At 73.5% G+C, this 12966-nt stretch carries 10 protein-coding genes; 6 read left to right on the top strand and 4 right to left on the bottom strand.

The features are described 5' to 3' along the window. Nucleotides 1-12 precede the first annotated feature (12 nt). Both wzt and glfT1 read left to right on the top strand, forming a co-directional pair. Nucleotides 13-786 (top strand): galactan export ABC transporter ATP-binding subunit Wzt/RfbE, encoded by a 774-nt coding sequence (wzt, locus tag AB3388_RS23085; protein WP_495407650.1) that lies wholly within the window; start codon nucleotides 13-15, stop codon nucleotides 784-786. After that, nucleotides 783-1676: a galactofuranosyltransferase GlfT1 gene (gene glfT1, locus AB3388_RS23080; protein WP_495407649.1), complete on the top strand. Its 894-nt coding sequence runs from the start codon at nucleotides 783-785 to the stop codon at nucleotides 1674-1676. Before wzt ends, glfT1 begins: the two co-directional genes overlap by 4 nt. A 168-nt stretch (nucleotides 1677-1844) precedes the next feature. Here the strand turns inward: glfT1 and AB3388_RS23075 are convergent, their stop codons facing one another. The 3 genes from AB3388_RS23075 to AB3388_RS23065 form a co-directional block, all read right to left on the bottom strand. After that, on the bottom strand, nucleotides 1845-3761 hold the full coding sequence (locus AB3388_RS23075; RefSeq protein ID WP_495407648.1) for a glycosyltransferase: 1917 nt from the start codon (nucleotides 3759-3761) through the stop codon (nucleotides 1845-1847). A 48-nt stretch (nucleotides 3762-3809) separates the two neighbouring features. After that, nucleotides 3810-4997, bottom strand: a complete 1188-nt coding sequence (gene glf / locus AB3388_RS23070; protein WP_495407647.1) for a UDP-galactopyranose mutase — start codon at nucleotides 4995-4997, stop codon at nucleotides 3810-3812. Nucleotides 4998-5115: 118 nt separating this feature from the next. After that, nucleotides 5116-7056, bottom strand: coding sequence for an arabinofuranosyltransferase (locus AB3388_RS23065; RefSeq protein ID WP_495407646.1), 1941 nt, complete (start codon nucleotides 7054-7056; stop codon nucleotides 5116-5118). A 162-nt stretch (nucleotides 7057-7218) separates the two neighbouring features. Between AB3388_RS23065 and AB3388_RS23060 the strand changes: the two genes are divergently transcribed. From AB3388_RS23060 to AB3388_RS23045, 4 genes are all read left to right on the top strand, one after another. Continuing rightward, nucleotides 7219-8166, top strand: coding sequence for a glycosyltransferase family 2 protein (locus AB3388_RS23060; RefSeq protein ID WP_495407645.1), 948 nt, complete (start codon nucleotides 7219-7221; stop codon nucleotides 8164-8166). Between the two features lies 1 nt (nucleotide 8167). Next, a complete protein-coding gene (locus tag AB3388_RS23055; RefSeq protein ID WP_495407644.1) occupies nucleotides 8168-9265 on the top strand; it encodes a mannose-1-phosphate guanylyltransferase in 1098 nt (365 codons plus the stop codon). 23 nt (nucleotides 9266-9288) lie between these two features. Continuing rightward, on the top strand, nucleotides 9289-10059 hold the full coding sequence (locus AB3388_RS23050; RefSeq protein ID WP_495407643.1) for an SDR family NAD(P)-dependent oxidoreductase: 771 nt from the start codon (nucleotides 9289-9291) through the stop codon (nucleotides 10057-10059). Between the two features lie 203 nt (nucleotides 10060-10262). Further along, the gene (locus AB3388_RS23045) at nucleotides 10263-11027 is read left to right on the top strand and encodes a DNA-3-methyladenine glycosylase family protein (RefSeq protein WP_495407642.1); all 765 of its coding nucleotides are present in this window, start codon (nucleotides 10263-10265) and stop codon (nucleotides 11025-11027) included. A 4-nt stretch (nucleotides 11028-11031) separates the two neighbouring features. On the opposite strand, the gene AB3388_RS23040 is transcribed toward AB3388_RS23045, so the two are convergent. Further along, entirely contained in the window at nucleotides 11032-12864 is a 1833-nt protein-coding gene (locus AB3388_RS23040; protein ID WP_495407641.1) for an arabinofuranosyltransferase AftB family protein, read from the bottom strand. Nucleotides 12865-12966: the final 102 nt, after the last annotated feature.

Below are 12966 nucleotides of genomic sequence, written 5' to 3'. Positions count from 1 at the left end.
GGGTTCATCCGCATGGTCCGCATCGAGACCCGGGAGGCGTGCGTCGACTTCCCGATCTTCGACGCGAAGTCGCGTTCCCTGAAGAAGGCCGTGCTCGGCGTGGTCGGGGGCACCATCAACTCCGACGACCACAAGGTGCCGGTCATCCAGGCGCTGCACGACATCACGCTGACCCTCGAGGAGGGTGACCGGGTCGCCCTGGTCGGGCACAACGGCGCCGGCAAGTCCACGCTGCTGCGGCTGCTGTCGGGCATCTACGAGCCCACGGCGGGCACGGCGACCGTGCGGGGCCGCGTCGCGCCGATCTTCGACCTCGGCGTCGGGATGGATCCCGAGATCACCGGCTACGAGAACATCATGATCCGGGGCCTGTTCCTCGGCATGAACCGCAAGCAGATGGAGGCCCGGGTCGACGAGATCGCCGACTTCTCCGAGCTCGGCGACTTCCTGAACATGCCCCTGCGCACGTACTCGACCGGTATGCGGGTCCGCCTCGCGCTCGGCGTGGTGACCAGCATCGACCCCGAGATCCTGCTGTTCGACGAGGGCATCGGGGCGGTCGACGGGGCGTTCCTCGCGAAGGCGAAGGACAAGCTGACCGAGCTCGTCGAGCGCGCGGGGCTGCTGGTGTTCGCCTCCCACTCCGACGAGCTGCTCGGCCAGCTGTGCAACAAGGCCATCTGGATGGAGCACGGCCGGATCAAGCAGCTGGGCGGGCTGCGCGAGGTGCTCACCGCCTACAAGGGCAAGGACCCGTTCCTGGACAAGGCGTCCACCTCGGCATGACCGCCGTCCCGCCCACCGTGGTGGCCGTCGTGGTCACCCGTCAGCGCCCCGAACTGCTCGCCGAGAGCCTCGCCGCGCTCGCGAAGCAGACCCGGCCGGTCGACGGCGTCGTCGTCGTCGACAACGGTCCGGACGAGGACACCGCCCGGGTCGTGGCCGCCTCCGGACTGCCGAGCACCTACGTCCCGTCGCGCCGCAACCTCGGCGGCGCCGGCGGGTTCGCCCTCGGCATGCTCACCGCGCTGGCGCAGGGCGCGGACTGGGTCTGGTGCGCCGACGACGACGGCCGGCCCGGCGGGGCGACGGTCCTCGAGCAGTTGCTGGCGTGCGCGGCCGAGCACGACCTCGCCGAGGTGTCGCCGGCGGTCGTCGACAAGGCCGATCCCGGGCGGCTGGCGTTCCCGCTGCGCCGGGGGCTGTCCTGGCGGCGCACCCTGGCCGAGTTCGCCGACGTCGACTTCCTGCCGCGGTACGCGTCGCTGTTCAACGGCGCGCTGTTCCGGGCCGACGCGCTCGAGGCGGTCGGCGTCCCGGACCTGCGGCTGTTCCTGCGCGGCGACGAGACCGAGATCCACCGGCGGCTGGTCCGCTCCGGGCTGGCCTTCGGCACCTGCCTTCGGGCCACCTACCTGCACCCGCAGGGGACCGACGAGTTCCTGCCGATCCTCGGCGGCCGGCTCTCCGCCCAGTACCCCGGGGACGACGCCAAGCGCTTCTTCACCTATCGCAACCGCGGCTACCTGATGGCCCAGCCGGGCATGCGCTGGCTGTTCCCGCTGGAGCTGGTCCGTTTCTCGTGGTTCTTCCTGTCCCGCCGGGACGTGCGGGGGCTGCGGACCTGGCTGGACCTGCTGCGCCAGGGCCGCCGCGAGCGCTTCACCCGCCCCTGACCTCGGAGCTCCGCTCCCGCAGCGGTCTCCTGCCGCGGCGCTCTTGCGGTGTCTCGCACGCTCCCGCGGCGCTGCGCGACCGCGAGAGCAGGCAGAACACGGCAAGACCGCCGGGACATCGCCCTGTCGGTCTCGCCCACCCGTGAGGGGATGGGCGAGACCGCCGGGTCACTGCGTGAAGGCCTTCTGCCAGTTCTCCGCGGAGGTCAGGTCTCCGTAGGCGGCCCGGTACTGCTCCATCAGCTGCGGGAACCGCTTGCGGATCTCCCGGTTCAGCCGCGCCGAGCGGGTCATCAGCTCGCGGAACTTGGCCGGGTCGCGGTGCCGGAAGGTCACGCCGCGGCCGTCGGCCGTCCCGACGGTGGCGCGGTCGAGCTGGGCGAGCACGAACCACTGCGCGTCCGGGGCCGGCACCTGCACCTGCGGCCGCTCACCGGGGGCGCGCACCGGGCGCAGGCTGCTGCGCAGCGCGCGCAGGGCCGCCTTGCCGATCGCCACCTTGCCCGCCGGCGGGGTGGCCATGCCCTCGACGACGACCGGGTCCAGCTCCGGCTCCGGGATCGCGGCCCGCTCGGTGATGACCTGGCTGTCGGCGAAGGTCTTCTGCAGCGCCCGCACGTCGCCCAGCGCCGTGGGCAGGGCCGGGAAGACCGCCTCCGGCCCGGCGAGGAAGTCCTCGTAGGCCTTCAGGTGCAGGGCGACCGCCGAGTACTCCAGCTTGAGCAGGTGCTTGAGGTCGGCCTTGAGCTGGCTGCGGACGATGCCGCCGGTGTCGGCGTGCGGGCTGTGCAGCGCGGCCACGATCAGCCGGTTGCGGGCGAAGAAGTACGCCTGCCAGTCGCTGACGTCGTCCTTGTCGGTCCAGGCCAGGTGCCAGATCGCCGCGCCGGGCAGCGTGCAGGTGCGGTGCCCGGCGGCCTTGGCCCGCAGCCCGTACTCGGCGTCGTCCCACTTGATGAACAGCGGCAGCGGCAGGCCGATCTGCTCGGCGACCTCGCGCGGGATCAGGCACATCCACCAGGCGTTGTAGTCGACGTCGACCCGGCGGTGCAGCTCCTCGGTCTCGCGCAGCGACTCCTCGGCGAAGTCGTGCTGCATCACCCCGTACGCGGCCGGGCGGTACAGGAAGCTGAAGCGGTCGACGGACTCGCCCATGGTGTGCAGCACCGAGCGGTCCTGCAGGGCGAGCATCTGTCCGCCGACCAGCATGAGCTCGTCGGTGAACCGGCTGAAGGTCAGCGCCCGGTGCAGGCTGTCGGCCTCGAGCTGGACGTCGTCGTCGAGGAACAGCACGTGCGTGGCGTCGGTGTGCGACAGCGCCTCGTGCATGGTCCGGGCGAAGCCGCCGCTGCCGCCGAGGTTGCCCTGCTCGACCAGGCGCAGCCGGTCGCCGAGCTGCGCGGCGACCTCGGGGAAGCCGGCGTCGGCGCGGACCTTGCGGTTGCCCTGGTCGGCGACCACGACCGCGGTCAGCTCCGCGGAGACCACCGGGTCGGAGGCGATGGTGGAGACGGCGGCGACGCAGTCGTCGGGCCGGTTGAACGTGCAGATGCCCACGGCCAGCCGGCCGGGACGCAGCGGCTCACGGTCGGCGTACCAGCCGGCCTCGACGACGGTGAGGTCCTCGTCGGCGGTCAGGTCGAACCAGTACCAGCCGCCGTCGACGAACGGCGTCAGGTCCAGCTCGAGCTCGAGCTCGGACTTCCCGCCGGAGACGGCGGCGCCGGCGGCGTGCACGATCGTGCCGTCGGCCTTCGAGCGGTACACGTCGATGCGGCCCGCGCCCGACAGCCGCAGCCGCAGCACGACGGCCGGCAGCGACGTCCACCGCCGCCAGTAGGCGGCCGGGAACGCGTTGAAGTAGGTCGCGAAGGAGACCTCGTCGCCGGCCGCGAGGTGGCCGGTCGCGCGGTCGTCGACCCGCACCCGCCCGGAGCGCTCCTCGTCGACGTAGAGCGTGCGGACCTTGCGGGGGTCGGCGGGGCGCGGCATCAGCACCCGCTGCAGGAGCGTCACGGCCTTGCCGGGGACGAGCTCCCCGGGGGAGAGGTCGGCGACGAGCTCGGGGGACGTCGGCGAGGTCATGGGAAGGGATCAGTCCTCAGGTCGTCGTTCGCGTGCGGTCGTGCGGGTTCAGTCGTCGAGGCTGCCGTCGAGCGACGCGCCCTGGTCGAAGAACGGCCGGATGCGGTTGTCGAACATCGAGAGCGCCGAGCCGATCGCCATGTGCATGTCCAGGTACTTGTAGGTACCCAGCCGGCCGCCGAAGAGCACCCGCCGCTCCTCGGCCTCCTTGGTGGCCAGCTCCCGGTAGCGCTCCAGCTTGGCGCGGTCCTCGGGGGTGTTGATCGGGTAGTACGGCTCGTCCCCGCTCTCGGCGAAGCGCGAGTACTCGCGGACGACGACCGTCTTGTCCTCGGGGTACTTCCGCTCGGGGTGGAAGTGCCGGAACTCGTGGATGCGGGTCCACGGCACGTCCTCGTCGGCGTAGTTCATGACCGACGTCCCCTGGAAGTCCCCGATCGGCAGCACCTCGGTCTCGAAGTCGAGGGTGCGCCAGCCGAGCTCCCCGGCCTCGTAGCCGAAGTACTTGTCGATCGGCCCGGTGAACACCGTGGGGACGTCGGTGGGCAGCTGGTCGCGGACGTCGAAGTAGTCGGTGGACAGCCGCACCTCGATGTTCGGGTGAGCGGCCATCCGCTCGAGCCACGCGGTGTAGCCGTCGACCGGCAGGCCCTCGTAGGTGTCGTTGAAGTACCGGTTGTCGAAGGTGTAGCGCACCGGCAGCCGCGCGATGACCGCCGCGGGCAGGTCGGTGGGCTCGGTCTGCCACTGCTTCTTCGTGTAGCCGCGGATGAACGCCTCGTAGAGGGGGCGGCCGATCAGCGAGATCGCCTTCTCCTCGAGGTTGGTCGCCTCGGCGGTGTCGAGCTCGCCGGCCTGCTCGTGCACCAGGGCCCGCGCCTGGTCGGGGGAGAAGCTGCGCTCGAAGTACTGGCAGATCGTCCCGAGGTTGATCGGCAGCGAGTACGTCTTGTCCTTGAAGATCGTGAAGACGCGGTGCTGGTAGTTCGTGAACTCGGTGAACTGGTTGACGTACTGCCAGACCCGCTCGTTCGAGGTGTGGAACAGGTGGGCCCCGTAGACGTGCACCTCGATGCCGGTCTCGGGTTCGGGCGCCGAGTAGGCGTTGCCGCCGATGTGGTCACGCCGGTCGAGGACGAGGACCTTCTTGTCGAGCTGGCTGGCCACCCGTTCGGCGACCGTCAGGCCGAAGAACCCGGAGCCGACGACGACGAGATCCGGCCGATCATCAGTCACGCCCACCGACGATACCGTCGTGCGTCCGGCGCCTCGGGAGCGCAACGGAACTCCGGGACGAAACAGTCCCCCTCCGCCGCACGCGTCCCAGGAGGCACGCAGGCAGCGGTGCGGCGGGTCAGCCGGTGCGCAACGCCGCCACCAGCCAGTCCCCGACGCGGGTAGTGACGAAGTCCGGGGAGGACAGCGCCGAGATCGGCAGCCGCACCGACCAGCGGTGCGACCGGGGGCCAGCCGGATCCCAGGTGGTCGAGCCGAACGTCACGGCGTCGCCGTCGGTGCGCAGGACGAACACCGTGGGCGCGTCCGGCTCGGCGCGCAGCATCGCCGCGACCCGATCGGGTTCCGAGGCGGCCAGGTCCTGCAGGAACTCCTGCCGGGCCCGGTACTCGCCCAGCGGATTGCTGTACAGCTCCCACCACTGCAGGTAGCCGTACATCGGGGTGGTCGCGAGCAGCGGGACGTCGTCGGTCAGCACGACCCCTGTGTCCGGCCGGCCGGCGGACCGGGCCACGCGGGCGGCCGCGGCGGCCAGCTGGTCCACGGTCGGCTGGGCCGCGGCGTCCTGGCGCGCCTCCGGCGAGGCCAGCACCGGCACGGTGCCGTCGGGATAGGGGATGTCGTGGGCCCGCTGCCGCAGGACGCCGTCCATGTCCATCCACTCCCGCGCGTGCCCGGAGAGGCCCACGAAGAGCAGGACCGCCAGCGTGGCGGCGGCCAGCCGCCGCCACGGGACCGACGGCGAGCGGGCGGACGCCCACGCCAGGAGCCGGGAGCCGTGCTCGACCACGGTCAGCGTGCCGCCGGCGAGCAGCGTGACCCCGAGGATGAGCAGGAGCCGGTGGAAGAGCACCCCGGACCCAGCCTGGCCGGCGACCAGCTGGAGGACGCCGAAGAGCAGGACGGTGACCAGCAGCGCCTGACAGCCGCGGAGCCGCGCGAACCGCTCGCCGTGCAGGCCCAGCAGCGCGACGGCGCCCACCGCCGCCAGGACGAACCAGGGGCTGGCGAACGGCTCCACCAGGTGGACGTAGGAGCCCTCGTTCACGTAGGAGGTCGCGGACGCCGGAGGGGCGCCCTCCTCGACGTACCGGAGGAGGAACGGCCCGAGCCAGGGCAACACCAGCACGACCGACGTGCCCGCGGCCAGGAGCACCTCGAGCCACCGGCCCCGGCCGGTCCCGCGCCGGACGACGAGGACCAGGACGGCGACGGCGGCGACGGCCGCGTAGAGCAGGTACGCCCACGCGGCGGCGGCCAGCGCCGCCCCCAGCAGCAGCCCGCGGCGCCAGGAGAAGCCACCGCCGCTCCGGGCGAACCAGGTCAGCAGCGGGGGGAGCGAGAGGATGACCGGCAGCGCGTAGGGCTCGTACGCCCCGGCCATGAGCGTCTCGGTGCCCAGCCACGCCGCCGAGGCCGACGGCAGCCCGATCACGGTGACGGCGAGCAGCACCGCCGACGTCCGGAGGCCTACGGACCGCCGCCACAGCCAGAAGGCGAGCGCCCCGCCGGCGTACAGGGACGCGACGGCCACCCACTTGTAGGCCTGCCAGGCCGGGACGTCGGTCAGCCGCGCGATCAGGCCGACGAGCCAGAACCAGCCGGGGGCGTAGAAGGCCGGCACGTCCCGGTAGGTGTAGTCGGAGAGGCTGCCCAGGTCGTCGGCGAACCGGGCGGCGTACTCCATGCGGAAGGAGTTGTCGCCGGAGGGGCCGGCGAAGTACCAGTCGGTGCCCTGCAGCGCGATCAACGTCAGGCCGGGCAGGACGGCGGCGGCCAGGGCGGCGGCGGAGTGCTGGGCCAGCCGTCCCCGGCGGGTGAGCAGCCAGGCGAGGACCGGGGCGGTCACGAGCACGACGGCCGACGCCTGGTACTGGGACCGCAGCTGCGTGACCGGGGGCAGGACGGCGTAGGCGAGGAGCACCGCGGCCGGCACGGCCACCCACGGCAGCAGCGGGACCAGGCGACCACGACGGGAGGAAGCGGGCGGCCCGTGGTGCGGGTCGACCGAGGAGGTGCTCGGCGACCGCACGGCGCCCTGGATGGTCTGTGTGCCCATGTCGCCTGGTGCATCCCGCCCTGTGGTCACCGATTCCCGTCTCGCCTCGTGCGCCCGACCAGCGCACGACCTCGTCAGGGTGGCCTCGCGACTGTACGTCGCACGACCGGCTGCCCGGCCGGCGCGCGGGGGCGACGCTCCGCATCCTCCTAGAGTCGACGTGTGCCCGATCCTTCCCCCCGCAGGCCGTTGCGTGTCGTGGCCGTCACCTACTCGCCCGGGCCGGCCCTCGAGGGGTTCGTCGGGTCGCTGGCCTCCGCGACCACCCGGCCGGTCGAGGTCGTCCTCGCCGACAACGGCTCGACCGACGGCACCCCCGAGCGGGCCGCGGCGGCGCACCCGCACGTCCGGCTGCTGCGCACCGGCGGCAACATCGGCTACGGCGCGGCGGTGAACGCCGGGCTGGCCGGGCTCACCGACGGCTACGCCCTCGTGGCCAACCCCGACGTGCAGTTCGAGCCCGGCGCGGTCGACGAACTGCTCGCCGTCGCCGCCCGCTGGCCGCGCGCTGCGACGGTCGGCCCGGCCATCCGCACCCCGGAGGGCGAGCTCTACCCCTCGGCGCGCGATCTGCCGCGGCTGTCCACCGGCGCCGGGCACGCCCTGCTCGGCTGGGCCTGGCCGGCCAACCCCTGGACGGCCCGCTACCGGCGTGAGCGGGAGGCGCCGCGCGAGCGCCCGGCCGGCTGGCTGTCGGGCTCGTGCTTCCTGGTCGACCTCGCCGCGTTCTGGTCGGTCGGCGGCTTCGACCCCGGCTACTTCATGTACTTCGAGGACGTCGACCTCGCCGAGCGGCTGGGCCGCGCCGGCTACCTGCACGTCTACGCGCCCTCGGCGCTGGTCGTGCACGAGGGCGGGCACTCCACCCGCCGGGAGCCGCACCGGATGCAGCGGGTGCACCACACCAGCGCCCTGCGCTACCTGTCGCGCCAGTACCCGGGCCGGCGGCACGCGCCGCTGCGGGCGGCGCTGCGCGCCGGGCTGGGCGCCCGGATGCTGGTCTCCTACGTCAGCGGCCGGGTGGCCGCCGGCGCGCGGTTCCAGCGCCGGGCCACCGAGCTCACCGCCGCCCGGCTCGGCGGCCGGCGCCGGATGCGGACGAAGGGCTGACATGCGGCACGCGGTGATCATGGCCGGCGGGTCCGGGACGCGGCTGTGGCCGCTGTCCCGCGCCGGGCGGCCCAAGCAGCTGCTCGACGTCGTGGCCGAGCCCGGCGGGGGAGCGCACAGCCTGCTGGCCGAGGCCTTCGCCCGGCTGCAGGCGGTGCTGCCGACGGAGAACATCTGGGTCTGCACCGCCGCCCGCTACGGCGCTCAGATCCGCGCCGCGCTGCCGGAGCTCGGCGCCGACCGCCTGGTGCAGGAGCCGGTGGCGCGCGACACCGCCAACGCCGTCGGGCTGACCGCCGCGCTGGTCGCCGACACCGACCCCGACGCCGAGCTGGCCGTCGTGAGCGCCGACCACGTGATCCGCCCCGTCGAGCGGTTCGCCGCCGCGCTGCGCACCGCCTACGACGCCCTGGCCGTCCGGCCGGACGCGCTGGTCACCCTCGGCATCCGGCCCACCGCGCCGGCGACCGGGTTCGGCTACGTCCAGCGCGGCCCGGCCACCGAGGTGGCCGGGGTGGCGGAGGCCGCGTCGTTCCGCGAGAAGCCGGACCTCGCGACGGCGCAGCAGTACCTGGCCTCCGGCGAGTACCTGTGGAACTCGGGCATGTTCGTCTGGCGCGCCGCCACCGTGCTCGACGCGCTCGCCGACCACCTGCCCGAGACGGCCAAGGGTCTGGACCGGGTGGTGGCCGAGGCGCCCGGGCCCGCGCGCGACGCCGTCCTCGCCGAGGTGTTCCCGACGCTGCCGAAGATCAGCGTCGACTACGCCGTCCTCGAGCCCGCCGCCGCCCAGCCGGGCCGGGTGCTGGTCGCCGACCTCGACGTCGACTGGCTCGACGTCGGATCGTGGCCGGCGCTGGCGCACACGCTGGACCAGGTCGACGGCAACGCCGTCCGCGGTCTGGCCGTGACCCTCGACGCGGCCGGCAACATCGTCTTCAGCGCCGACCCCGAGCACCTGGTCGCGCTGGTCGGCGTGCGGGACAGCGTCGTCGTCCACACCGCCGACGTGACCATGGTCTGCCCGGTCGGCGAGGCCGAGCGGGTCAAGGAACTGCTGGCCGCGGTGGAGGAGAGACACGGCCTCCGGTTCAGCTGAACGGGGTGGCTAGCCTGCCGGGCATGAAGACCTACGACGTCGCCGCGGTCGTCTCGGGTGGAGCCTCCGGGCTCGGCGAGGCCACCGTCCGTGAACTGGCCCGCCGGGGGGCGGCCGTGACCATCCTCGATCTGCAGGAGGAGCGGGGGAAGGCGCTCGCCGACGAGCTGGGCGGGCACACCACCTTCGTCCGCACGGACGTGACCGACCCCGCCTCGGTGCAGGCGGCGGTCGAGGACGCGACGGGCAAGGACCGGCCGCTGCGGATCGCGGTCAGCTGCGCCGGCATCGGCTGGGCCCAGCGGACCGTGGGCCGGGGCGGCGAGCCGCACGACTTCGACGCCTTCGTGAAGGTCCTGACGGTCAACACGGTCGGCACCTTCAACGTGCTGCGGCTGGCCGCCTCGGCGATGTCGCAGACCGAGCCCCTGGAGGACGGCGAGCGCGGCGTCGTCGTCAACACGGCCTCGATCGCGGCCTTCGACGGCCAGATCGGCCAGCTGGCCTACTCGGCGTCCAAGGGCGGTGTGGTGGGCATGACACTGCCCGCGGCCCGCGACCTGGCTACCGTCGGAGTCCGCGTCTGCACCATCGCGCCCGGGCTGGTCGACACCCCGCTGCTGGGCTCGCTGCCCGAGGAGGCCCGCCAGGCCCTCTCGGCCGGCATCCCGTTCCCCAAGCGGCTGGGCCAGCCGGGGGACTTCGCCGAGCTGGCTCTCGACATCGTCGAGCACGGCTACCTCAACGGCGAGGTCATCCGGATGGACGGCGCCCTGCGCATGGCGCCCAAGTAACCGTTCGCACCCTCCCTACGGAGTCTTCCCTGAGCACCCCTCCGTACGAATCGGTCTGGCGGCCGGACTGGCCGCTGGACGCGCGCCGCGCCCTCTTCCGCGACCTGCGCGGGACCGGCGACCCGACGCTGCGTCACGTCTCTTCCGGCACGGCCGAGGACGGCACCTGGCGGACGACGTCCACCCCCGACGGTCCGGCGACCGTGCACGTGCGCACGGTCGCCGGCCCGGACGGGCCCGAGGTCCGGGTGCGGGCGTGGGGGCCCGGCGCGGTGTGGGCCGGCAGTCGCGTCCCCGGCTGGCTGGGCGCCGAGGACCGCCCCGAGGACTTCGACCCGGCGGGGCACCCCCTGCTGCGGGAGGTGCACCGGCGCTCCCCGTGGCTGCGACTGGGCTGTACCGGCCGCACCTGGGACGCGGTCGTGCCCGCCGTCCTCGAGCAGAAGGTGACCACCCTCGAGGCGCACCGGGTCTACCGGGAGCTGCTGCGGCTGGCCGGCGAGCCGGCGCCGGGCCCGGCGCCGGCGGGCATGCGGGTGGTCCCGACGCCGGAGCGGGTGCTGGCCGTCACCGACTGGCAGTGGCACCGGTGCGGCCTGGACGGCGCCCGGCGGCGCGCCCTGCGGGCGGTGGCGTCGGTCGCCTCCCGCCTCGAGCCCGGCGACGCCGACTCCCCGACCCTGCAGAAGAAGCTCCGGACGGTGCCCGGCATCGGCGTCTGGACGGCGGCCGAGGTGGTGCAGCGCACCCTCGGCGACCCCGACACCGTCAGCTACGGCGACTTCCACCTGAAGAACCTGGTCGGCTGGTCGCTGGCCGGCCGCAAGACCGACGACGACGGGATGATGGAGCTGCTCGAGCCCTGGCGCGGGCACCGCCAGCGGGTGGTGCGGCTGCTCGAGATCGGCGGCCGCATGCCCCCCCGGCGGGGCCCGCGAGTGGCACCGACCGACTACCGGCGCCGCTGAGAGCTCAGCAGAACTTCTGCTCCGCGGCGAACGGGTCGATCGGGATCCGCAGGCTGGTCCGCTCCGGCGAGCCGACGAGGTTGTCCCAGAACCGGTCCCAGGTCATGGGGTCGTTGGTCGCCGCGATCAGCTCCGCGGCCTCGCCGCAGGACAGCGCGTGCCGCGCGGCCGCGATCATGTCCGGCGCGGGCAGGTCGTCGAACTGCCGCTCGGCCATCTCGGGAGAGCCGTAGCGGGCGAGCATGTACCAGGCCGGGAAGATCTTCTCGTGCCCGGGCCGCCCGGGCGGGCCGGCCTCGATGTGGCTGTTGATCGGGTCGGTGAGACCCAGGCCGTCGAGCACGAACACGTCCAGGTCGGCCGCGACCCCGTAGAACCCGGCGTTGCCGACGGAGAAGACCGTGCCGCCGTCGGACGGCCCGATGACCGAGACCGGCGTGTCCGGGGTGACCGGCACGACCTGGACGGCGATGACGTCCTCGCCGTCCTCCTTGAGCTGGTTCACCTGGGCGGTGTAGTTGCTGACGCCGGCGCCGCCGTGGTCCTCCAGGGTGACCGGGTTGGTCACGCCGGCGAGGTTCGCGTAGAAGCCGCGCTCGTCGGCGATGCCGCTGGGGCCGACCGAGCCCTCGTAGTCGGTGCGCAGCGCGGCGGCGGACACGACCGCCCAGGCGGCCGTGGCGGTGATGACGACCGCGCTGATCCAGACGCGGACGCGGGCGAGCGGGACGACGGCGACCGGGCACAGCGCGAGGAAGAGGCTGGGCATCAGCAGGCGGGCGTGCATGAAGTCGCCGCCGACGCGGACGACGTACAGGGCGTGGACCGCCGCGGCGAGGACGACGACGCCGACGAAGGACCACTCCCGCTTGCGCCACGGGACCGAGGGCAGCAGCAGCGCGAGCGTCGCGACCGCGAGGATGGCCGGGATCCAGAGCAGATGCGGCGCGACGAGGTCGGCGAGGTAGACCGCGCCCCGGCCCCACAGCGGGCGGCTGGACTCCTTGGCCACCCCGGTGTTGGGGACCAGCAGGCCGTAGTAGCCCATCCGGAAGACCTGGTAGGCCACCGGGACGACACCGGCCGCGACCAGGCCCAGCAGGCGCCGCCACCACGTGCCCGTGGCGATCACGGTCATCCAGACCAGGAGCAGACCTGCGATGACGACGAAGTCAGGGCGCACCAGCGGACCCAGGCCCACGAGGACGAACAGCCAGACCGGGCGGCCGGCACGGGTCGGCTCGGCCTGCAGCCAGCGGACCAGCCCCCAGAACGAGATACCGATCCAGGCGAACGACAGGCCGGTCTCCAGGCCGGAGGTGAGGAAGTCCCAGGTGGGCGGCAGCGCCAGGAAGATCACCGTCCCGAACGGGATCATCAGCCGGGCCGGGGTGCCGGCGAACAGCCGCCGGGCGCCGAGCATCGCGAACAGCACGCCGGTCACGGAGCCGACCAGCCCGAGGACGACCGAGGCCCAGGCGGCGTTGTCTCCGGGCACGATCCACTCGGCGACGGTGAGGACGGCCAGCCAGGCCGGGCTGGTGGCCACCTCGGCCCGCTCGGGCGCGGAGAAGACCGGGCCGTTGCCCGCGAGGATGTTCTCGACGACCCGGAAGTTGATGAACGCGTCGTCCGACGTCCACCGCAGCAGCCAGCCCGCCACCAGCACACCGGCCAGCACCGCACCGAACAGCACCCGCTCCAGCGGGCCGGAGCGGACCGGCCCGGCCGACGCCGGGGCGGTCTCGTCGGCCGCCGGCCGCTTGTTCCCGTGCGCCGGCGCGTGCCCGGCCGGGGGCACGTCCGTCTCGGCCTGCGGCTTGTCCGTCGTCTTCACATGGGGTCCAGGAGGGTGTCGGAGGCGGCGGGCGCCTGGGGGACAGTGTGTCCCCGGCGTGGCCGCCGGCGCGGTGATCGGTACGTGGTCATCACTGCCCGG

It is taken from the genome of Geodermatophilus sp. SMS 5-13 (genome assembly GCF_059428245.1).
The sequence above is the reverse complement of the archived record's forward strand: the minus strand, read 5'-3'. Positions and strand labels throughout refer to the sequence as shown.

What these genes read in the sequence shown, in the direction of transcription:
- AB3388_RS23075 (WP_495407648.1), bottom strand. Translation starts at nt 3,761, where the DNA reads ATGACCTCGCCGACGTCCCCCGAGCTCGTCGCCGACCTCTCCCCCGGG.
- wzt (WP_495407650.1), top strand. Translation starts at nt 13, where the DNA reads ATGGTCCGCATCGAGACCCGGGAGGCGTGCGTCGACTTCCCGATCTTC.
- AB3388_RS23050 (WP_495407643.1), top strand. Translation starts at nt 9,289, where the DNA reads ATGAAGACCTACGACGTCGCCGCGGTCGTCTCGGGTGGAGCCTCCGGG.
- AB3388_RS23065 (WP_495407646.1), bottom strand. Translation starts at nt 7,056, where the DNA reads ATGGGCACACAGACCATCCAGGGCGCCGTGCGGTCGCCGAGCACCTCC.
- glfT1 (WP_495407649.1), top strand. Translation starts at nt 783, where the DNA reads ATGACCGCCGTCCCGCCCACCGTGGTGGCCGTCGTGGTCACCCGTCAG.
- AB3388_RS23055 (WP_495407644.1), top strand. Translation starts at nt 8,168, where the DNA reads ATGCGGCACGCGGTGATCATGGCCGGCGGGTCCGGGACGCGGCTGTGG.